Annotated in this window: 16 protein-coding genes; 12 read left to right on the top strand and 4 right to left on the bottom strand. The window is 49.1% G+C overall.

All coding sequences use genetic code 11. The annotated features are described in order from the left end of the window. Positions 1-44 precede the first annotated feature (44 nt). Positions 45-1,667: a glycoside hydrolase family 13 protein gene (locus EH198_RS04965; protein ID WP_124694391.1), complete on the top strand. Its 1,623-nt coding sequence runs from the start codon at positions 45-47 to the stop codon at positions 1,665-1,667. A gap of 88 nt (positions 1,668-1,755) precedes the next feature. Further along, positions 1,756-2,835, top strand: a complete 1,080-nt coding sequence (locus tag EH198_RS04960) for a phosphotransferase family protein (protein ID WP_124694390.1) — start codon at positions 1,756-1,758, stop codon at positions 2,833-2,835. A 573-nt stretch (positions 2,836-3,408) separates the two neighbouring features. Here the strand turns inward: EH198_RS04960 and EH198_RS04955 are convergent. Beyond that, on the bottom strand, positions 3,409-4,155 hold the full coding sequence (locus EH198_RS04955) for an SDR family oxidoreductase (RefSeq protein ID WP_124694389.1): 747 nt from the start codon (positions 4,153-4,155) through the stop codon (positions 3,409-3,411). A 157-nt stretch (positions 4,156-4,312) separates the two neighbouring features. Here EH198_RS04955 and EH198_RS04950 point away from each other — a divergent pair, with 157 nt between their 5' ends. Continuing rightward, positions 4,313-5,236 (top strand): AraC family transcriptional regulator, encoded by a 924-nt coding sequence (locus tag EH198_RS04950; protein ID WP_124694388.1) that lies wholly within the window; start codon positions 4,313-4,315, stop codon positions 5,234-5,236. A 100-nt stretch (positions 5,237-5,336) separates the two neighbouring features. Beyond that, a complete protein-coding gene (locus EH198_RS25300; RefSeq protein WP_124694387.1) occupies positions 5,337-5,693 on the top strand; it encodes an Lrp/AsnC ligand binding domain-containing protein in 357 nt (118 codons plus the stop codon). A gap of 4 nt (positions 5,694-5,697) precedes the next feature. Here the strand turns inward: EH198_RS25300 and EH198_RS04940 are convergent, their stop codons facing one another. From EH198_RS04940 to EH198_RS04930, 3 genes are read right to left on the bottom strand one after another with little or no spacing between them, the layout of a single operon-like run. Next, the gene (locus EH198_RS04940) at positions 5,698-6,573 is read right to left on the bottom strand and encodes an ornithine carbamoyltransferase (protein ID WP_246014097.1); all 876 of its coding nucleotides are present in this window, start codon (positions 6,571-6,573) and stop codon (positions 5,698-5,700) included. A gap of 25 nt (positions 6,574-6,598) precedes the next feature. Next, the gene (locus EH198_RS04935) at positions 6,599-8,212 is read right to left on the bottom strand and encodes a response regulator (protein ID WP_124694386.1); all 1,614 of its coding nucleotides are present in this window, start codon (positions 8,210-8,212) and stop codon (positions 6,599-6,601) included. A 4-nt stretch (positions 8,213-8,216) separates the two neighbouring features. Beyond that, the gene (locus tag EH198_RS04930) at positions 8,217-9,959 is read right to left on the bottom strand and encodes a sensor histidine kinase (protein WP_124694385.1); all 1,743 of its coding nucleotides are present in this window, start codon (positions 9,957-9,959) and stop codon (positions 8,217-8,219) included. 351 nt (positions 9,960-10,310) lie between these two features. Between EH198_RS04930 and EH198_RS04925 the strand changes: the two genes are divergently transcribed. The 8 genes from EH198_RS04925 to EH198_RS04890 all read left to right on the top strand — a co-directional run bounded on the left by EH198_RS04925 (position 10,311) and on the right by EH198_RS04890 (position 21,294). Further along, complete coding sequence (locus tag EH198_RS04925; protein WP_124694384.1) at positions 10,311-11,234, top strand: ABC transporter permease; 924 nt, start codon at positions 10,311-10,313, stop codon at positions 11,232-11,234. A gap of 17 nt (positions 11,235-11,251) precedes the next feature. Beyond that, complete coding sequence (locus EH198_RS04920; RefSeq protein WP_185702748.1) at positions 11,252-12,175, top strand: carbohydrate ABC transporter permease; 924 nt, start codon at positions 11,252-11,254, stop codon at positions 12,173-12,175. Between the two features lie 37 nt (positions 12,176-12,212). Next, a complete protein-coding gene (locus tag EH198_RS04915) occupies positions 12,213-13,823 on the top strand; it encodes an extracellular solute-binding protein (protein ID WP_124694383.1) in 1,611 nt (536 codons plus the stop codon). Between the two features lie 343 nt (positions 13,824-14,166). Continuing rightward, positions 14,167-15,177 carry a LacI family DNA-binding transcriptional regulator gene (locus EH198_RS04910; protein WP_124694382.1) on the top strand — a complete coding sequence of 337 codons (1,011 nt, stop codon included), beginning with the start codon at positions 14,167-14,169 and terminating at the stop codon, positions 15,175-15,177. Between the two features lie 41 nt (positions 15,178-15,218). Further along, entirely contained in the window at positions 15,219-16,508 is a 1,290-nt protein-coding gene (locus EH198_RS04905; protein WP_124694381.1) for a sugar ABC transporter substrate-binding protein, read from the top strand. Between the two features lie 91 nt (positions 16,509-16,599). Then, complete coding sequence (locus tag EH198_RS04900) at positions 16,600-17,946, top strand: sugar ABC transporter permease (protein WP_124694380.1); 1,347 nt, start codon at positions 16,600-16,602, stop codon at positions 17,944-17,946. Continuing rightward, a complete protein-coding gene (locus EH198_RS04895; protein ID WP_124694379.1) occupies positions 17,943-18,782 on the top strand; it encodes a sugar ABC transporter permease in 840 nt (279 codons plus the stop codon). Before EH198_RS04900 ends, EH198_RS04895 begins: the two co-directional genes overlap by 4 nt. Positions 18,783-18,831: 49 nt before the next feature. After that, the gene (locus EH198_RS04890; RefSeq protein WP_246014096.1) at positions 18,832-21,294 is read left to right on the top strand and encodes a glycoside hydrolase family 31 protein; all 2,463 of its coding nucleotides are present in this window, start codon (positions 18,832-18,834) and stop codon (positions 21,292-21,294) included. The last annotated feature ends 151 nt before the right edge of the window (positions 21,295-21,445 follow it).

Raw genomic sequence — 21,445 nt, 5'->3', positions numbered from 1 at the left:
TGTGTTTTTAAATAGCGAGATTGTAGAAAGAAGGGCGGATACCTATGCAAAATCAAAAATGGTGGAAAGAGACGGTCGTATATCAAATTTATCCCCGCAGCTTCCAGGATACGAACGGAGACGGCATCGGGGACCTGAAAGGAATTATCTCCAGACTGGATTATTTGGCGGAGCTCGGAATCGGGGCCATCTGGCTTTCCCCGGTATGCAAATCGCCACAGGATGACAATGGCTACGATATATCCGATTATCAGGATATTGATCCGATGTTCGGTTCATTGGATGACATGGAAGCGCTTATTGACGAGTCCAAGAAGCGAAATATCCGAATTGTTATGGACTTGGTGCTGAACCATTCGTCCGATGAGCATCCGTGGTTTCTGGAGGCGAAGAAGAGCAAGGACAATCCGTATCATGATTATTATGTCTGGAGAGATGGCGTGGAAGGAACGCCGCCCAACGATTTGCGAGGATGCTTCGGCGGGTCCGCATGGGAGTGGGTGCCGGAGCTTGGACAATATTATTTCCATCAGTTTGCCGTGAAGCAGCCGGATCTCAACTGGGATAATCCCAAAGTTCGGCAGGAGATTTATGACATGATCAACTGGTGGATGGATAAGGGAGTAGGCGGCTTCCGGCTGGATGTGATCGACCTGATCGCCAAAGAGCCCGACCGGAAAATCACCGGTAATGGTCCGAATCTTCACAAATATATTCAAGAGCTCAGCAGAGAAACCTTTCAAAAAGGAGATTTGTTGACGGTGGGCGAGACCTGGGGCGCTACTCCAGAAATCGCCAAGCTGTACAGCAATCCGGACGGCAGCGAGTTCTCCATGGTGTTCCAGTTTGAGCATATCGGCCTGGATGAGCAGGAAGGGAAAGGAAAGTGGGACCTTTCACCGCTGGACTTCCTGAAATTAAAGCAGGTGCTGTCCAAATGGCAGACCGAGCTGAAGGGCGAGGCCTGGAACAGCCTGTTCTGGAACAACCACGATCTGCCGCGCATCGTTTCCCGATGGGGAAATGACGGAGAATACCGCGTGGAATCGGCGAAAATGCTGGCTACCCTCCTCCACGGGATGCAGGGCACCCCTTACATTTATCAGGGTGAAGAGCTGGGCATGACGAATGTGCAATATCCGATCGGGGACTACCGGGACATCGAGCTGCTGAACCTGTACAAAGAGCGTCTGGAAGGCGGATTTGCCCACGAAGCAATCATGGAATCCATTTACGCCAAAGGCCGCGACAATGCGCGTACGCCGATACAATGGGATGCTTCCGCGAATGCTGGATTTACAACAGGTCAGCCCTGGATTCGAATCAATCCGAATTACACGGAGATTAATGCTTCGGTTGAATTGGAGAATCCGGACTCCATATTCCATTACTATCGGCAGCTGATCCAGCTTCGCAAGGAATATAACGTAATCGTTTACGGAGACTTCAAGCTGCTGTTCCCCGAGGATAAGGATTTGTTCGCGTATACCCGCTCGCTGGACGAAACTACGTTGCTCGTACTGTGCAACTTCTACGGAAATCCCGTTTCGTTTGAATTACCCGAGGAGTTGGCCGGAGACAAGGAGCTGCTGATCTCTAATTATAGTGGCGATATTTCCGGCGGATCGCTGCGTCCTTATGAGGCTAGGATGTATCTGCTGAAATAAAGTTGAATTGGAATACCTCCCCGAATCGTATTATAGGTTCAGCGGAGGTATTTTTTTAAGCATAGCGAATTCTACTTTAAGTAAATAAATGGGGAATGGCGGTGGGGATGTGGAAAGCGGCACGAAATCGAAATTGACTGAAGTAGAGCGGGGCAGGCTGGCTGAGGCGGCCTTTGGCATCGGTACGGTAGTCCTGAGAACGAGGGAACTGACGGGCGGATTCTTCAATGCCGCATATGAGCTTGCTCTTGCTGACGGGAGAGAGGCGATCCTGAAGATCGCTCCACCCTACACGGCTGAAATGCTCAGCTATGAGCGGAACATTATGCGCGCCGAAGTGGAAGCGCTTCGATTTATTAAGGCGGCCGGTGTCGCGCCGGTTCCTGAGGTCTACGCCTATGACGACAGCCGTACGGTGATTCCATATGAGTATTTTTTCATGGAAAAAGTCAAAGGCCGGCCATACAACGAAGCAAGGGAAGAGATGACCATCGGCGAGAGGATGGAAATCGAACGGGAGCTGGGCCGTTACAACCGGCAGATCAATGAAGTGCGCGGCGAACGGTTCGGCCTGTTTCTTAATACACCTGCAAAAGCGCCGGGAACATGGCGGGAAACGTTCTCCGGCTTGATCGGCAACGTGCTGAACGATGCGCGGCGATTGGGAGCTTCGCTGCCTATCGACCGGAAAACGCTGGACCAGGGCATCGCCAAGCTGCTGCCCGTGCTGGATGAAGTGACGGAGCCGAGGCTGGTGCATTGGGATTTGTGGAATGGCAACATTTTTGTGGACAATGGCAAAATTACGGCGCTGATCGATTGGGAACGCGCGCTGTGGGGCGATCCCTTGATGGAATATTATTTCCGCCCTTTTGAAAATTCCGAAGCCTTTGGCTCGGGATATGGCGTCGTATTCGACAGTCCCGGCGCACAGGCGCGCAAAGAACTGTACGATCTTTATTTCAATTTGATCTCGGTCATCGAGTACTACTCCCGCAAGTATGATAACAGCGAGCATTTGAATTGGGCGAATACGAATTTGCTCGAAGGCTGGGAGAGAGTTGCTTTATTTGCTTCATGCCGACCATGGCTGGTTGGATCGTTGGATCGCTCTCCAATGGAAATGCTGTGTAAACAGACTCTTTCCAGTTTTTTGTACTACGGTTGATGTGGTATCTCAAAGGGGACTTTTGCAGAAACGGTAAAAGTCCCTTCCGCCGTTTCTGCAGAAGGGACTCATTCTAAGGAAAGATGCAGTTAACTCTTCTTCTTTTTTTGTTCGGGAATACCTTTTACACATTACGTATTATAGAGTCCAATTTGAGTCGAGTATTTAAGTCTGTCTCAGAGGAGTAGTCTGGTTAGTGCCATCCTTTGATCACATTGTCACTTTGGGTATCCCTGTAATCATAAAACATACTTGAGCAACCACTTAAAAGAAAAACAACGGTAAGGAGAAGAAACTACTTCAGCAGCCTGTAGAACATTTCTTTAATTCAAAGATAGAAAGACATCTGTTGCGAATTGAGAACTAAACTCGTTGTCGGAGAAACATATTAATTGGAGTTAGAGGGAAGAGCCGATTTTATTGCCGTTACTAATTTTTTGAGTTCCGTCGCGGTATGTTCGATATCGGACACTTTGCTACCTGACGATGCGGTGACATCTTCCGGATTAGCTAAATGGATTCGGGAATGAAGGAATCGGGGCCTTCTTTTGGTTGTACCAATAAGTATTTATATTACACTTGAGCGGTGGGACGGATCACGATCTCGTTCACATCGATATCATTTGGTTGTTCGATTGCGTAAGCAATCGCGCGGGCTATTGCATCCGGTGTCATCGCCAGTTTATCCCGGATGACGGCGAGTTGATCTCTTAATGCCGGGTCTGTTAAGCCCTCGATGAAATTTGTTTGCACAATACCGGGCGAAATGATGGTTACGCGTAGCTTATCACCAGCTTCTTGGCGCAGCCCCTCCGAGATCGCGCGCACGGCAAATTTCGTACCGGAGTAGACCGACTGGTTCGGAACGGTCTTGTGTCCCGCTGTAGAAGCAATGTTTACGAAATGTCCGAAACCCTGTTTGCGAAAGACAGGTAACGCTGCAGCAATACCATACAAAACGCCTTTAATGTTGACGTCAATCATGTGCTCCCAATCTTCCACACGCAGATCATCGAGAGGGGAAATGGGCATAACGCCAGCATTGCTGACAAGAACATCAATCTTCCCGTACCGTTCCACTGCCAACGTAACGAGTCTGGATAGATCCTCGCGTTTTTTAACGTCAGTGCTTGCATAAATGGCTTCGCCACCCCTATTTGTAATACGTGTCGCCAATGCTTCAAGGCGCTCCACTCCGCGAGCCCCAAGTACGACCTTTACTCCGCGCTCGGCAAGCAACAGTGCTGTTGCCTCTCCTATTCCACTACTTGCACCCGTAATAACGACAACTTTGTTCTCTAATCTTCCTTCCAAGCTCATAGCTCACTCCTTCTTTCTTTGATCTATTGGCCTTGCAAGGTACATTTTAAGTAAAATTCGATTGAAACAGGTAGACTAATCATGTCAGATTCTTGCCTAATCCTATTCGGTATGGATATAATTAGCCATCAACGTCCGTGGAAAGGAAAGGTGAAGCATGCACGATCTCGTCCACCCTTCTATGATTTCTGCTCATCTGCAAGAACTGATTCTTCTTATTCAACGTCACGCGCCTTCGGACGGAACACATGCTTCAGCAGTGCCGGAACTTTGTTTCAGGCGCGCAAGCCATGTGTCGGAGCCAAAGCATACGGTCAATATGCCCTCTCTGTACGTGGTCGCACAAGGTTCAAAGACAGCAACGCTGGCCGGGGAAAATTACGTGTACGATCCGACCACCTACATGGTCACATCGGTGCATCTGCCTGTAATCGGGAAAATCACTCAAGCCTCGCCACAACTTCCATATCTAAGCCTTCAATTATCCATTAGTCCAGATGTCATTCTGGACATAATCCATATGAGCAGTTCCCAATGGAACGGAAAGACTGGACGAGGTATATTGGTGAGCCAATCCGACCCACCGCTGCTTGATGGGCTGCTTCGGCTTGTCCGACTTCTGGATACACCTGAGGATATTCAGTTCCTTGCGCCGCTTATCACCCGCGAGATCCTTTATCGTGTACTGAAAGGTGAGCAGGGAGCTTTAATCAGGCAATTTGTCATAGCTGGCAGTTATGCGCATAGCATTTCCAAAGCGATCCATCTGATTAACCGGGATTACTCCAAGCCTCTTGTGATCGAAGAATTGGCGAAGGAAGCAAACATGAGCCCTTCTTCTTTGCACAAGCATTTTAAAAAGGTAACGGCGATAAGCCCGCTGCAGTATCTGAAGGCCATCCGACTGCAGACAGCACGCCGCTTGCTGCTCTCGGAGGGATTAGAAGCCGCCGATGCGGGCTTTCGCGTTGGCTACGAGAGCCCTTCGCAGTTTAGCCGAGAGTATGCCCGCATGTTTGGGCGTCCACCAATGAACGACGTTAAGCATCTGCGAAATACCTTTAGTGTTCGGGTTGATTGATATGTAACTTGCCTTTATAGACAGCGCGGTGAACCGTATCATAAATAAGGGCAAGTTTTTTTGAACTATATGAAAGAGCAACACGTAGTGGTAATCACTCGTGTTGCTCGATGTTCTAAGCTTCCGGCTTCATAACGACAGGTATCCAAACTTCCATTTCATACATGTTGTTGCCTCGTGGTATAACACAGTTTTTAATTTACGGGATCTGAATCGAGGCACGACCACTTTTATTCTATTAAAAACAGAACGTTGCCAAGAGATCACTGATTTTTGTAAAAATGCTATGGAAGTAACTGATTTATTTCGCATTAGTGGAGAATACAATTATCTCATTAAGGTACAAACCGCATCTATTGAGGAACTTGCCGAATTTCAAGATTGCCTTATAAAGTTCGGGCCTTCAAAGTCTCATATCAGTTTGAAAAATATATTAGAAAACAGGGTTTTGCTCTAAATGATTATTCCAAGACAACTGCGCGCTCCGAGTGATAAAGGCAGTACAGCATAATGGCCTGCTGGACAAACAGCAGAGATTTTTTGAATTCATATCCGGCAAAATAATCCGAGTTGATGGCATCGGCAGAGATTTCTTCCCCTCTGAAGAAGGGCGGACATGGATTGAGCATCGCGCCGGGCTTGGCCATCCGCATCCGCTGCAAATTTAGCTGGTATTTCCCTATGTATTCGGCCGTCCGGTATTCCTCCGGCAAAGAATCGGTCAGCAGGATATCGCTGTCAGGCAATATCCCGTCCAGACTGGTATGAAACGTATAATTGGCGGTTTCCGGCCCAAGCGCATTGCCTTCGGTGCAGACATGGTGGAAGTTTAGGTTCATCATCTTCGCCATGCTCATCCATGTTCGGCTAATGTTGCCCGCCGGGCCTACAAAGGTATAGACTAAATCCTTGTAATCCGGCCTCCGTTTGCTGATGGCATAGAGGTCTGACATGATTTCGCACGGATGGTTCTCCGAGGTCATGGCATTGATGACAGGAATCGAAGCACCCCGAGACAGTTCTCGAAGTTTATGGAGGTCCGGATGCCGGACTACGGCCGCATCGGCCCAGTTCGCCATATAGCTTATGACATCGGAGAGCTGTTCTCTCTTATTCAGAGCTTCAGGGGATATGCAAATATACTCTCCCCGCAGATCGCGGATGCCTTTCTCAAAGCTTACTCTCGTGCGGAGACTGGATTCGGGAAAAAATAAAATGAACGTTTTTCCTTGAAGCAGAGGCTGCTCCCGGTTCTGACAAAGCCGGTCGGTCAGGCCGAAAATATCTTGGATTTGTTCCGGCTTCCATTCTTCAATATCCAGAAAATGCAGGTTCATCACGTCCTTATATATAAGATGGGTATTAAATCGGAGGGGCCGATGCCGGTTCTTTCCGGTTTTTCCGGTATTCATTCGGACTGCATCCGGCATCTTGTTTGAACAGCTTGGAAAAATGCGAATAATTGCCATACCCGACCTTGCTTGCGATAGTATATACCGACTGATGAGTCGTTTCAAGCAAATGCTTGGCCGCCGCGATCCGGGTTTGGATGATATAATTGCCGAGCGAAATTCCGGTTTCTCTTTTGAACAGTCTTGCCAAATAATCCGGGTTAAGATAGACGATTTCCGCCAGACTCATCCTGGACAAATCATCGCCACAGTGGGTGTGTATATAATGCTTGATTTCCTGGGCGACGGATTTAGGCTGTTCGGCAAAGTGGCGGTGTTCTGCGGCGGTGCTCACCAAATAGCCGATATATTTCTGCATATCTTCAATGGAATTCAATGACTGCATAAACAATTGATCGCCCGTTCGCCCCGTATACAATTTGTGAGCCTCAATTTCTTTGCTTTTCAAATGGGCATAGACAAGCTGGGCAATATCGAGCCGGAGCAGGCTGAGTACCGAAGTGTTCAGGACTTGACCTTGATTAAGCATTCGCAAGTAATCTCCCGCTTCTTCAAGAAAGGCGTCATATGCGTCTTCATTCAGTAATTGTTCCAGAAGACTTAGATTCGGCGGTGCATATACTGCTTCCGGGCAGTGATAGTGTTCCAGCCAAAATATCCGGTTGCGATGCTTGATTATCTCCTCGTTCAGATGCAGAAGTTCTTTGATCGCTTTACGGATGTGTTCAAGCGTCCGGGAAACGGCGATATTGCAGCTGGCGTCGCATTTGAGATACTTGTTGGCTTGCCCGATAAAAGAAGAGCAGATGCTTTCAATCATCCAGGAATCGGGCGAACGGTTCCATTTCAGGATAACCATCCAATTATACTCCTTGAATTCCGTAATCGAATCAACCGAGAATCCGGGGTCCTGAAACAGCTCATACATCACATTCAGCAGCGCGTAATCGAACAGGCTTTTATCGTCATTGCCCAAGCTTTTGTCATACGGGAAAAGATTGACCAGAACGGGGAGAAAGAGATCTTCCGCCTTGTAGGGAAGATTTTGCTCCTCCATGAAAGCGGCGAAAGAGGAAGGACTTGACGGGAAATCTTTCCCCAGAATCAATCTGCGCCAGAAATCCTCCAGCATGGTCTTCCGGTTTTTCTGCCACAAATGCCCTTCGTGTATTGCTTTTTCATTGCTTTGCTGCTCTTTAGCTTTGGCGACGGCTTTTTGAATAATAAGCGTTAATTTGTCGAACTCGATCGGCTTCAGGAAATAATCGAAGCTTTGCAGCTCGATCGCTTTTTGGGCATAGTTGAAGTCGGCGTAATTGGTCAGAATGATCGCCTGTACGCTGTACTGCTCCTCCCGAATCCATGCGAGCAGATCAAGCCCGCTTCCCTGGGGCATTTCAATATCGCATATGACAATTTGCACCGGATGCCGAAGCAGAATCTCTCGCGCTTGCGCAACATTGTAAGCAGTATAAATATTTTCAATGGATAACGCTTTCCAGTCTATTTTTTTCTCCAATGCCGTAATTACATAATAGTCATCATCCACCAGCAAAATGTTCATTGGATTACACCTCTTTTGGCTGTTCATCAGTCCGTGTTAATGGAGGAAGGGCTATGGTAACGCAGGCGCCGCCGTCTTCACCATTGGTAAAACCGACGTTCGCCTTTTGGCGGTAAAGAAGGTTCAATCGCTGCAGGACATTCATAATGCCGATCCGGCTGCCGCCGGTTTGCATGAATGGCTCGCCATTCGCCAACTTTTCTAGGATATCCGGCGGAAATCCCGGGCCGGTATCGGCAATTCGGATTACGGTCATTTCCTCTTCTGAGGCTCGTATTCGCTTAAACACCGTCAGCGTAATTTGCAGCTCGCGGTCTCTCGAAACGGCGTATTTTATGGAGTTCTCGATAAAGGTCTGAAGCATAAGCGGCGGCACCATGGTGCCGATCGTATCTTCCGACTGCTCGATGCGGTAGGAGAAGGCGCCCTGGTAGCGCGATTTTTGAATATTCAGATAGGTGCGGGCATGCTCGATTTCATCCTCCAGTCGAACAAAATTCTCGCCGTTTTGAAAAATATACCGGAAATACTTGGAGGTCGACATCGCCATATTCTCGATTTCCTCGTACATTTGAATTTGCGCCATACTGTAAATGCTCGTCAGGCAGTTCAGGAAAAAATGGGGCTTAATCTGCAGCTTCATATAGTCCAGCCGTATTCTTTGTTTCTCCAGTTCCTGTTCGTACATGGCGATTTTAAAGGTTTTAATTTGCTCAACCAGATCTTTAAACTGCGCGTTCGCCTGTTCCAGTTCGATAATTTTGCCGTTTTTAATATCCGCCGGCGCTTCGCCTAAGTTAATGCGCGCAAGATTTCGCGAGAAGCTTCTGATAGGGCCAAGCACCCTTTTTCTAAATAACAGCATGACGGCGCTTAAGACAAACACGACGATAAAGAACAGCAGCATAATCAGCAGCTGGGCAATGACGATCTTCTCAAACGCCCCGAATTTGATGACCATCTTGACGCTGAACGTCGCGTTGGAGAATTCATTGCTGACGGTCCTTCCGGACCGAAGGAAATCCAGAACAGAGTATGCCTTACTTTCCGGCGGCGATGTTTGGCTTTCGGATATCGGAGTAGATAAGTTTCTTCCCTGTATATCTACCAGTGACGCATAGCCTGCCTCTCCAAGATTGATCTGACGAAGGGGCCGGATCAGGTTATCCGCGGAAATAAGGGCGACTAAATAACGGTTGTAGTAAGGCACAATGTTGATAATATAGTACTTGCCGCCGGCAAGGACAGGCGTCCATTTCGAATAAAATTTCTCGAACAGGTTCTTATCCTCTATGTAGGAAACAATCTGATCTTTCAGTTTCCGATAATCCGTATAGGAAATGCTCATTGGCGCGCAGTTCAGAAAAAAGGACTGGTTCTTCAAGTAGAAGAAGAAGTTATATTCCTGCCCGTAATTTTTTTGCAGCTCGGTAAACCGTTTGTACAGATTTTCGTTGGCTTTTATGAACGGAGTGCTGTTCAGGCCGTAAGCATTCATCATGTTCAGGGTATCATCGTTCGCCAGCGTCCAGCCCATATAGTGATTGATGTAAGCAAAATCATGATTAATCCGATTAATATACAAGTCGGCCGTGTCCTGTAAATACCGTGTGGATTGCTGCTTGACGATGAAAATGGAAGCGAAGCTGATGACAAAGTCCAAAACAAGCACTGTGAAAGAAATGATAATCATGATTTTTACATAATGCTTGATGGGATAAGGTTTGTTTCTTGTTTTTTTTGCCATAGGCCTTCAGAGCCGCGTCCTTTCCTGAGCGCGTTTCATTTAATGAATGCGTTTTATTTTATGGTAACAAAAATATTATAAAACCTTTGTGAGAAAAAAACATATGAACCCTTCAACGTTTTACTTTAAAGTCCGGAAAGCGCATACAAAAGTCGGTATACCGTCAACTTTTCCCGCTCAGGAGGGAAGCCGGGTCTTTAAGCTGCAGGGAAACGGAATGCAAAGGTCCGAATTACCGTCTCATGAAGTCCAGTAAACGGGAATTCGGGAAGGTATACTAAAGATGTTCAAAAGGCCGGCATCAAACTGAAAGCGATTTATACAGACTAAAGAGGTTAAGGAGGGGATGTCATGAGATCCGGTCAATTTGTTCCAGGGCGAACATTCGGACAGATCAGACGAAATTGGGGACTGTATGTATTGCTTCTTCCCGCCGTGGTGCTTACGTTATTGTTCGCCTACAAGCCGATGTATGGGGTGATCATTGCGTTCAAGGATTACAGCCCGGCATCAGGAATTACCGGCAGCCCTTGGGCGGGGTTCAAGTACTTCGAGAAGTTCTTTCATTCCTATCAATTTTCGGCAACCATCAAGAATACGCTTGTCATCAGCGTTTACAGTCTGATTACCTTTCCAATTCCAATAATACTGGCGCTAATGGTCAACCAGATGCGAGCAAACCGGTTTAGACGTTTTTTTCAGACGGTATCGTATATGCCGCATTTCATCTCGACGGTTGTTATGGTAGGTTTGATGATGATTTTATTTTCCCCCAGCACCGGTCTGCTCGGCAGCCTGTATCATCTGTTCGGCGGAGAGGCTCCCGATCTGATGGGCTCCGCGGGATTATTCAGCAGTGTATATGTGTGGTCGGATGTGTGGCAGCATGTCGGCTGGGACAGCATTATTTATATCGCCGCGCTTTCCGCGGTCGATCCGAGCCTGTACGAGGCCGCTACCGTTGACGGAGCGAGCCGCTGGCACAAAGTCCGCTATATCGATATTCCCATGCTTATGCCGACAGCGATTACACTGCTTATTTTGCGGGTCGGAGGGCTGCTTGGGGTCGGTTTTGAAAAAGTGTATCTCATGCAGAATGACCTGAACATCACCTCAAGCGAAATTCTCTCGACCTATGTTTACAAAATCGGGCTGCTCAGCAGCCAATACAGCTTTTCCTCGGCCATCAACCTGTTCAATACGGTCATTAACTTTGTTTTATTGATTATGGTCAATCAGATTTCCAAGAAATTCAGCGAAAACAGCTTGTGGTAGAAGGGAGGCCGCTTGAGATGGGGGTATTGGAAGCCGCGGTTAACAAGAATATGGGAAAAGTGAAGAACAACCGTTCATCCGACAGAGTTATGGAAATGGTAATGTATGTGTTTGCGGTTATGTTTCTGGTGATCCTGATCTACCCGCTCTATTTTATCATCATTGCGTCGTTCAGCGATCCGTCCGCGGTGGCGAATGGACAGGTATGGCTGTTTCCGAAAGGGTTTACACTGGACGGCTACCAAGAACTGCTGCGCCATGAGAACATCTGGATCGGGTATCGAAATACCATCCTGTATACGGCAGTGGGAACCGCCATCGGCCTGATTGTCAATATTTCGGCGGCTTACGCGCTGTCGAGAAAGGACCTTGTCGGACGAAAGTTTCTTTCGTTGTTCTTCATCTTCACGATGTTTTTCAGCGGCGGGTTGATTCCCACCTTTCTGACGGTCCGGGATTTTCATTTGTACGACACGTTTCTGGTCATGGTGCTGCCCTTCTCCGTTATCGTATACGACATTATCGTTGCCCGGACGTTCTTTCAGTCGAGCATCCCTGGTGATTTGTGGGAGGCGGCGCAGATCGACGGCTGCGGGAACCTCCGGTATTTTGTTCAGGTGGTCCTGCCGTTGTCGAAAGCGATTATCGCGGTTCTCGGTTTATGGATCGCCGTCGGCTACTGGAATTCGTATTTTAATGCCTTGATTTACTTGAAAAATCCCAATTTATATCCCTTGCAGCTCATATTGCGCAATATTCTGATCACCAATCAGATGCAGTCCGGCATGGGAACCGGCGAAGCCGCGCAGATCGCGCTGCGCCTGGCCAATTTGATGCGGTATTCCGTCATTATCGTTGCGACCGTTCCTATCCTGTGCTTGTATCCGTTTGTACAAAAATACTTTAACCAAGGGGTGATGATCGGAGCCGTGAAGGAGTAAAAGCGTTGATCCTAAATTGAATCAGGGGGAATCACAAATGGTCAAAAACGCAAAGAAGAGATGGGTGAAAATGATCACCGCAATGGTTCTTGTTCCTGTCCTGCTTACAGGCATGGTTGGCTGCAGCGGCAGCAAGGGAGAGAACTCCGGCTCAGTCGCTAGCGGCGATTTTAACCAAGAAGGACTTCCGATTGTCAACAAGCCGGTGACCTTGAAAGTGCTGACCGTCCGGTGGGGAAGTATGGGGGACACCTTTACGCAGAATCAATGGCTTAAGGATCTCGAACAGAATACGAACGTCAAAATCGATTGGCAGGTGATGTCTTCCAATGACTGGGCTGAACAGAAGTCCATCATGCTCGCCAGCGGCACGCTTCCGGAAGTCATTCTGGGCGATCAATCGTTCTCCGATTCCGACATTGTAAATAATTTAAGCTATTTCCGCCCGCTGGATGAATATATCGATCAGTACATGCCCAATCTCAAAGCGGCTATGCAGGAAACGCCCGAGATGAAACAGATCAGCACCTTTCCAGACGGGAAGATCTACTCTTTGCCGGCAAGACTGCCATCGCGGCCCATTACAGCCCAACAGCCCGTTATCAATAAGGCTTGGCTGGATAAATTGGGGATGAAAGCCCCGGACACCATTGACGATTTGTACAACGTATTAAAAGCGTTTAAAGAGCAAGACCCGAATGGAAACGGCAAAAAAGACGAGATTCCTTACAGCGAGGTCGGACTGTCGATGGATTTTCTGAACCCGTTCGGCATCACCGACCTGAATGCCACAAGCATGATGATTAAAGACGGCAAACCGGTATATTTCCCGACCAGCGAGGAATACAAAGCCGGACTAGAGTGGGTGCATAAGCTCTATTCCGAAGGCTTGATCGATAAAGAGCTGTTCACCCAGGACGGCACGATGGCATCCGCCAAGCATCAAAATCCGGACGCTCCGATCATCGGCTTCTCCAACCAGTGGACACCCGACGCGGTATTCGGAAAATGGAGCGATCAATATGAGACCATTCCCCCAATCGCCGGACCGGATGGAAAACGGTATTCCAATGGAGATCCGAGCGGACTTAGCTATAGACGGAATGAACTGCTCATTACGAAATTCTGCAAAAATCCGGAGGTTGCCGCCCGCTGGGCCGACCAATTCTATACGAATGAAGCCAGTATTCAGAATTTCTGGGGAGCCATCGGCACGGTGATCAAGAAGAACGACGACGGTACGTATACGCTGATGGACCCGCCGACCGGCACCAGCGCGGACGCCTGGTACTGGGATCAGTCCCTCCGGGATTTCGGTCCGAAATATGCCAGTCCCTCTTTTGAGAAGAATATTGCTCTCAGTCCGAAGACCGGCGACGGCCTGAAGCTGCAGCTCGACAAGCTGGGAAATGAATATGTTACGGTGCCATTCCCTAACGTAATGTATACCGCGGACGAATTTCAGGAGCTGCCGACGCTGACCACGGACATTGACACCTATGTGAACACCATGCGCGCTCAATTTATAACCAAAGGCGGAATCAATGAGGGCTGGGACACTTATGTTAAAAAGTTGAATGACATGGGACTTGAGCAGTTGATGAAGATCCGCACAGACGCTTACAACCGTTATACGAGCGTAAAATAACCTTATCGTCTCAAAGTGGATGCCGTCCCGCACATGAAGCTGCGGGGCGGCATTGTCTTGTGCCGCTCTATCAACTTATGTAATAAAAGATAACAAAAATTAAAAATTAAATTAAAGTGTGTCATTTATATTGACATTCCTTTATTCCCGATAGTATTATTATCGCAAATAACAGCTGCAAAGCAGATGAAAAAATCAGAAATGTAGTTTTCATTTTCAGGAAAAGGTTTACCTGTTTACGGTTGACTATCCTGCTGCATGTCGGAAGAAGCAATTCAGGTTGTTCTCTCTTTTTTTGAGAAAGGGGAAAAGGTTTTCCTATCATGATTAAGGGGGTGAAAGAATGTCACTTACAATCAAAGATGTGGCCAGACTGGCGAATGTGTCCATTGCCACAGTGTCGCGGGTGCTTAACCGGAGCAAGCCGGTAAGTCCCGAAATAAGGGAGAAAGTCATGAAAGTGGTGGACGAGCTTGGCTACAATCCGAATCCTGTGGCCCGAACGCTGATCATGAAGGAAAGTATGCTGGTCGGCGTGCTGATTTCGGATGTCGCCAATACCTTTATTTCGATGTTTGTCCGCGGCATTGAAAAAGAACTCTTCCAGCATGGCTATACGACTCTGCTCTGCAATACGAACGGGGATACGGAGGTTGAACTCCATTATTTAAATTTGCTTCGTGATAAGTATGTGGATGGCGTTGTACTGCTGACCTCCGCTCCGAAACAGGAGCAAATCGATTTCTTCGATAAGAACGATATTCCCGTTATTTTCTCCAGCCATACGGACAAGGACGGCCGGTTCTCCAGCATCAACATCGATGATTACCAGGCCACCTATGATGCGACAAAATATCTGATCATGCTGGGTCACCGCAGCATCGCTTTTTTCAGCGGACCGATGGAGTATTACCAAACGGTTCGGCGGTATAACGGGTATTTGCAGGCCCTGGACGATCACGGCATTGAATACCAAGAAGGATGGCTCTTTGACAAGGATTACGACCTTGAGTCGGGTTACAAGAGCGGGATGGAACTGTTCGCGCGGGAGAATCGTCCGACGGCTGTCTTCTGTGTCAGCGATATGGTTGCCATTGGGGCGATCAGGGCGGCGGAGGACAGCGGCTTGCGGGTCCCTGAGGATGTATCGATTATGGGATTTGACGATATTCCGATTGCCGGAGCTTATCGCCCGAAAATAACGACTGTACGCCAGCCGGTGTACGAGCTTGGCTCCGGGTCCGCTCAAATGCTGCTTAAACAAATTCGGGAAAAAGGAACCGGAAGCTGCGAATCCAAGGTGCTTCCCCATGAAATTATCGTAAGAGAAAGCTGCCGGGCGTTGACTGACTAAAGTCTTTCTTATTCATTTACAAACTAAAGGAGAGATTTGAAATGACAAAGAAATTGGGACTTCTCGCACTTTGTATGATGTTGCTGTTCGTGCTCTCGGCTTGCGGAGGCAGGCCGGGTTCCGGGGCCGAGAATACGGGCAGCAATGCCGCCGCCGATTCCGGCGGGGAAGCTGCAGCCGAGGGAACGGAGGAATTGACGCCGGAACCGGGAGCGGAGCTTACCTTCTGGACGATCAAGGATGGTTACAGCGATTACGCCGTTCAGGAGTTTGAAAAGAAATACAACATTAAAGTAACGGTAGAAGACGTTGCATACTGGGACAGCGTAGCCCGTATGTCAACGGATGGACCGTCAGGTAATGGTGCCGATGTATTCGGGATGACGAACGATTTCCTTGGAGGGGCTGTCAATGCCGGCCTTGTATTGCCTAACGATTATTTTGAAGAAGATACCAAAACCATCAATCGTAAGCTGGCTGTTGACGCATCGACATTTGAGGGGATTCTGTATGGTTATCCTCGTTCAGTCTATACCTACGGGCTTTATGTCAATAAAGATCTGGTGAAGGACGCCAAGCTGGATACATGGGACGATGTCATTGCGTTTTCGAAGGAATTTAATGACGTTAAAAGCAATAAATTCGGCTTCATGTTTGACAGTGGTTCCTTCTATCTCTTTAGCTTTCTGACCGGTTACGGCGGTTATATATTCGGCAGCAATGAAACGGACCCGACGGATATCGGCGTTAACAATGAAGGGTCGGTTAAAGGCATGACATTCCTCAAATCGCTAAAAGAAATTTTACCGTTCAAATTGACCGACATGACCAGAGACGCGAAGAATGGACTTTGGGAACAAGGCAAATTGGCCATGAATATGGATGGCAGCTGGGAAATCGGCAAATACAGCAAGCTTCCGTTTCAAGTAGCTGTTATCCCGCTGCCGGCCATGCCGGAGGGGAAAACTCCGGTTACGCTGGCGGGAACCACCTCGTACTATGTAAGCACGTATTCGAAATATCCGAATGCGGCGAAGCTGTTCGCGAATTTTATTACTTCAAAGGATATGCAGATTAAAGATAACGAATTAATCGGCTCCATTCCGGCTGCCGAAGGAATAAACGACAGCATCAGAAAAGATGAAATCATGCAGGGGTTCTTAAAACAGATAGAAAACAGCAGAATGTGGTCAAGTCTTCCGGAAATGCAATACTTCGGGCAATTCATGGACCCGGCATTTGATGCGGTCTGGAACGGCGCCGATGTCAAGGCGACCCTTGACAAAGCAGCGGAAGGCATGAAGACAAACATTGAATCGAAATCAAAGTAACTGCCGCCCAGTCTGAAAATAAGTGATAAAAGAGGCGGATCATCCGGCTTTCCGGGTGATCCGGCCTCAATTGGATGGGAGTTGAAAGGAGATGCAGCAGCTGGCGATTAAGCGTGAATATCCCCAACATTCTAAAAAGTTCAGTAAAAAAGCGGCCCTGTTATCCGTGATCGCGATGGGACTGGGACAGCTATACAACCGGCAGTATGTCAAAGGGATTCTCATGCTCGCGATGTATGCGTATGGCATATTTACGGCCGTAACGAGCTTGCCCCATGCGCTTTGGGCGCTCGCCACGCTTGGCGAAACGGAAACCCATCTGCGGAAAGTCGGAAGGCTGTACAAGCAGGTCATGGGCGACCATTCGATCTTTTTAATGGTCGAAGGCTTGATCACGGTGTTCATCATGCTTGTGCTGATTTGGCTGTATATCTCCGGCATTAAGGATGCCTACCGGACCGGCAAGCTGCGGGAAGAAGGCATCAAGCCGAATACATTCAAGCAAACGCTCAGCTTTGTGGCGGCTTACCGCTTCCCGCATATCGTGCTGGCGATTCCGATGATCGGTATCGTGTTCTTTACGGTGATGCCGATTATTTTTATGATCCTCGTAGCGTTCACCGACTTTAGCCGGGAAACGATGCCCCCTGCCCATCTGATCAACTGGGAAGGACTTCAGGCGTTCAAGGAGCTTTTGCGTAATCAGTCTTGGAGCCATACTTTTTACAGTGTGACGTTGTGGACGTTCATCTGGGCGTTTTTTGCGACCATCACAGGATATTTCGGCGGATTTGCCGCGGCATTGCTCGTTCAGCAGAAGGGAATCCGGTTCAGATCGTTCTGGCGGACGGCCTTCATTTTGCCCTTTGCCATCCCGATGTTCGTATCCACCCTGATCCTTCGCAACATATTTAACGGCCAATTCGGACCCGTCAATCAATATTTGGGAATGCTCGGGATTGCCAAGGCTCCCTGGCTGTCCGACCCCCTTTGGGCGAAAATCACACTGATTCTGGCCAACTTCTGGCTGAGCTTCCCGGTCTCTATGCTGATGATTATCGGAATCTTGTCCACCATACCGAAAGATATGTATGAAGCGGCGGATATCGACGGCGCCAGCGGCTTCCAGAAGACGCGGCTGATTACTTTTCCGATGGTCATGTTCTCGATGGCGCCTCTGATTATCATGCAGTTTGTGGGCAACATCAACAACTTCAATATTGTATATTTGCTGACGAACGGCAAGCCGCTTAACGGAGACTTCCAGTTTGCCGGCCATACCGATATCTTGATCACCTGGCTGTTCAAGCTGTCCATGGAGCAGGGCAAATACAACTACGCTTCGGTAATCGGAATCTTCATCTTTATCGTGCTCTCCGCATTCGCCATATGGAATGTCCGCCACACGAAAGCGTTCAAGGAAGAGGAGGCGTCATGATGACCGGCAAAAAAGCGAAAACGGCCGTCCGGCTGTCCTTCAGTTATGTTGCGCTTGTTCTCCTTACGGTCTTCTGTGCCTATCCGGCCCTTTGGGTGCTGATGTCGTCTTTCCGTACGGGGGATGCGCTGTTCAGCGATACGATCCTTCCGGCATCTTACACATTAAGCCATTATACCGGGCTGTTTGATAAGCATCCCTTTGGCGTCTGGTATTGGAACACGCTGAAGATTTCCGTCTCCAGCATGATCCTCGGCACGATTCTGACGCTGCTGACCGGGTACGCCTTCTCGGTATTCCGTTTTGCCGGGCGAAAGAATCTGATGAGCATTCTGCTGGTGCTCGGGTTGTTTCCCGGCTTCATGAGCATGATTGCGATCTATATTTTGCTCAATCAAATGAATCTGCTGAATACGCACACCGCTGTCGTCATCGTGTATGCTGCGGGAGCGCCGCTGTACTTTCTGTTCGCCAAAAGTTATTTCGACACGATTCCGAAAAGTCTTGTCGAGGCCGCGCGGATTGACGGAGCCGGGCATATGCCGATATTCTTCCGGATTGTGCTTCCGCTATCTACGCCGCTCATCGTGTTCACATCGCTGATGACGTTCACCGGCGCGTTCACCGACTTTATCTTCGCGAAGCTGGTGCTGCGATCACCCGATAAGAAGACCCTTGCAGTCGGCCTGTTCGATATGATCGGCGACCGCTTTTCAAACGAATTTACGATGTTTGCCGCAGGCTGCGTGCTCGCCGCCGTACCGGTTACCGTCCTGTTCATCTTGATGCAGCGCTTCCTGGTGGATGGATTAACAGCCGGGGCCGATAAGGGTTAACAACCTTTCATAGACATATATCCAAACGAACGTTCAGGAGGATCAAGTCATGCTAACGAGTGAACAAATCAGTCCGGGTAAGCTGCATACCGATTACGCAGCCTCATTTACCCTGACATTGGGATGTGTTAATCATATTGAACAGGAAGCCGGTCTGGTGATCTTCACCTGCGACAACGGCAAGCTTGCCGTAAGCAAGGCCCATGCGGGTGCGGTCCGGATCAGGCTATTTGCCGGCGCCGCACCTGATGAAATGGTGAGCATGAAGATGACACCGGCGATTATGGAGCGGAAATCCGCATCCGGTGCCGCAGAAACGGAGCTGCTGGTCGCGGACGCCGGGTCCGCCTACCTGATTGAAACGGATGAAATGATGGTGGAGGTCGTCAAATTGGACGCCAGCCTCAGGTTTACGGACAAGTCCGGCCGCATATTAGCCCGTAATCCGATGATGGCTTGGAACGAGTACAAGTCCGCAATTGCCCTGTTCCGTGCAAGTGAGAATGTCCATTACTACGGGCTGGGCGAGAAGACGGGCTACCTTGACAAGCGGGGAGAGCGCTACGAAATGTGGAACTCCGATAATTACGCTCCGCATGTGCCGGAAATCGAAGCGCTGTACCAGTCGATTCCTTTTCTGATCGTCAATGAGCCGGAGAGCGCCTGCGGGATCTTTCTGGATAACCCGGGGAGATCAGTGTTTGATATGCGCACCTCGGGCCAAGCGTTCACCATTCAAGCGGAAACCGGCGGGTTGGACTATTATTTTATACCGGGTCCGCAAATTAAAGATGTCGTCAAAAAGTACACCGCCCTTACGGGGCGCATACAGCTTCCGCCTCAGTGGTCCATCGGGTATCACCAATCCCGGTACAGCTACATGGATCAGGAAGAGGTCCTGGAAATGGCCCGTACTTTTCGCGAAAAAGAAATTCCGTGCGATGTCATTCACCTGGACATTCATTATATGGATGGATACCGCGTCTTTACGTTCGATCCGGTCCGGTTCCCCGATCCGAAAGGGATGATTGCCGAACTGAAGAAGCTGGGTATCCGAATCGTCCCGATCATCGATCCCGGTGTGAAGCTTGATCCGGAGTACGGTGTTTATCAAGAGGGAACGGCTTCGGAACTCTTTTGTATGAAACCGGACGGTTCGCCGTTTGTCGGTCCGGTGTGGCCGGGTCCGAGCGTATTCCCCGATTTCTCCGATGCCAAGGCAAGAGAATGGTGGGGAGACCTTCACCGCTTCTTTACGGAGATGGGGATCGAGGGAATCTGGAACGATATGAACGAGCCGTCGGTATTTAACGAGAACAAGACGATCGACCCGGATGCGCTTCACAAGAATAATGGAAATCCCGTTACGCACGGCGAGATTCATAATCTCTATGGAATGCTGATGTCCAAAGCGACCGCGGAAGGGATGACCAGAAACCTGGACGGCCGCCGCCCCTTCGTTCTTTCACGCGCCGGCTACGCCGGGATTCAGCGTTATGCGGCGGTGTGGACAGGCGACAACCGCAGCTTCTGGGAGCATATGGCGCTTGCGATGCCGATGGTGCTGAACCTCGGACTGTCGGGCGTCTCCTTCTCGGGTCCCGATATCGGCGGGTTCGGGCATCATACCACTGGCGAGCTGCTGGCGCGGTGGACGCAGATGGGCGCGTTGTTCCCGTTCTGCCGGAACCACAGCATGCTGGAAACCGTCCGCCAGGAGCCCTGGTCTTTCGGGCCCGAGATTGAAGATATTTGCAGGGAGTATATTCGGCTCCGCTATTCCTTGATGCCGCTGCTGTATTCGGTATTCCGTGAAGCCGCGGAAACGGGGATGCCGATTATCCGGCCGCTGCTTCTGGAATATCCCGAAGATCCGAATGTCGCCAACCTTTGCGACCAATTCCTGCTGGGAGATCAATTGCTGGCGGCTCCGGTCTACCGCCCCGATACGTTCCACCGCGTCGTTTATCTGCCCGAAGGAAACTGGTTCGACTACCGGACTGGCGAAAAATTGGAAGGCGGCCGGCATGTTATGGCTCACGCCCCGCTCGATACGCTGCCGTTGTATGTCAAAGAGGGAGCGATCATCTCCCGCACAGCAGCTGCTGAATCAACCATATTTGAACGGTCTACGGAACTGTTCCTGGATATTTATACACCGGAGAACGGCGAAGGCGCCTTTGACCTGTATGATGACGACGGCACGACTTTTGACTATAAGGACAAGGCCTATAATCTGTACCGGTTGAGAGTGGAAGGAGCAGAGGGAACCGTCAGATTGGGCGTTCATCCCGAATGGACCGGTTATGACGGAGGCTGGAAGAAATGGACGGTCACGTTCAAGCATCTGCAGCTTGCGGGGTGCTGTCTGGAATACGGGAAAGAGGCGGCGAACCGGGAAGAACTGGAGGCGCTCACAGAGGGATGGCATTTCGACAGCGACGCTGGAGAACTGACGGTTGTTCTGAATCAGCCACTGGAGGACGTGGAACTGGTCGTTAAGGCTCGATAATGGACGGAGTAAATGATAGCCGCATTCATCAGAATTGTTGTTTTTTGTTATTTTTTAAGTGAATAAATATAACATGAAAATGATAATAATTCATATTTCTTGTCAAAAGTTTATAATGATCTTACAAAATTCCTCCGAATATTTGTGCAAT

Source organism: Paenibacillus rhizophilus (genome assembly GCF_003854965.1).
Classification (GTDB): domain Bacteria; phylum Bacillota; class Bacilli; order Paenibacillales; family Paenibacillaceae; genus Paenibacillus_AQ; species Paenibacillus_AQ rhizophilus.
Note: the sequence above shows the minus strand (reverse complement) of the source record. Positions and strands in the feature narration are given on the sequence as shown.

Excerpts from the sequence above, each read along its gene's own strand:
- EH198_RS04895 (WP_124694379.1), top strand. The coding sequence starts at position 17,943 with ATGATGACCGGCAAAAAAGCGAAAACGGCCGTCCGGCTGTCCTTCAGT.
- EH198_RS04955 (WP_124694389.1), bottom strand. The coding sequence starts at position 4,155 with ATGAGCTTGGAAGGAAGATTAGAGAACAAAGTTGTCGTTATTACGGGT.
- EH198_RS04900 (WP_124694380.1), top strand. The coding sequence starts at position 16,600 with ATGCAGCAGCTGGCGATTAAGCGTGAATATCCCCAACATTCTAAAAAG.
- EH198_RS04915 (WP_124694383.1), top strand. The coding sequence starts at position 12,213 with ATGGTCAAAAACGCAAAGAAGAGATGGGTGAAAATGATCACCGCAATG.
- EH198_RS04925 (WP_124694384.1), top strand. The coding sequence starts at position 10,311 with ATGAGATCCGGTCAATTTGTTCCAGGGCGAACATTCGGACAGATCAGA.
- EH198_RS04950 (WP_124694388.1), top strand. The coding sequence starts at position 4,313 with ATGCACGATCTCGTCCACCCTTCTATGATTTCTGCTCATCTGCAAGAA.
- EH198_RS04930 (WP_124694385.1), bottom strand. The coding sequence starts at position 9,959 with ATGGCAAAAAAAACAAGAAACAAACCTTATCCCATCAAGCATTATGTA.
- EH198_RS04935 (WP_124694386.1), bottom strand. The coding sequence starts at position 8,212 with ATGAACATTTTGCTGGTGGATGATGACTATTATGTAATTACGGCATTG.
- EH198_RS04940 (WP_246014097.1), bottom strand. The coding sequence starts at position 6,573 with ATGAACCTGCATTTTCTGGATATTGAAGAATGGAAGCCGGAACAAATC.
- EH198_RS04905 (WP_124694381.1), top strand. The coding sequence starts at position 15,219 with ATGACAAAGAAATTGGGACTTCTCGCACTTTGTATGATGTTGCTGTTC.
- EH198_RS04910 (WP_124694382.1), top strand. The coding sequence starts at position 14,167 with ATGTCACTTACAATCAAAGATGTGGCCAGACTGGCGAATGTGTCCATT.
- EH198_RS04965 (WP_124694391.1), top strand. The coding sequence starts at position 45 with ATGCAAAATCAAAAATGGTGGAAAGAGACGGTCGTATATCAAATTTAT.
- EH198_RS04960 (WP_124694390.1), top strand. The coding sequence starts at position 1,756 with ATGGGGAATGGCGGTGGGGATGTGGAAAGCGGCACGAAATCGAAATTG.
- EH198_RS04890 (WP_246014096.1), top strand. The coding sequence starts at position 18,832 with ATGCTAACGAGTGAACAAATCAGTCCGGGTAAGCTGCATACCGATTAC.
- EH198_RS04920 (WP_185702748.1), top strand. The coding sequence starts at position 11,252 with ATGGGGGTATTGGAAGCCGCGGTTAACAAGAATATGGGAAAAGTGAAG.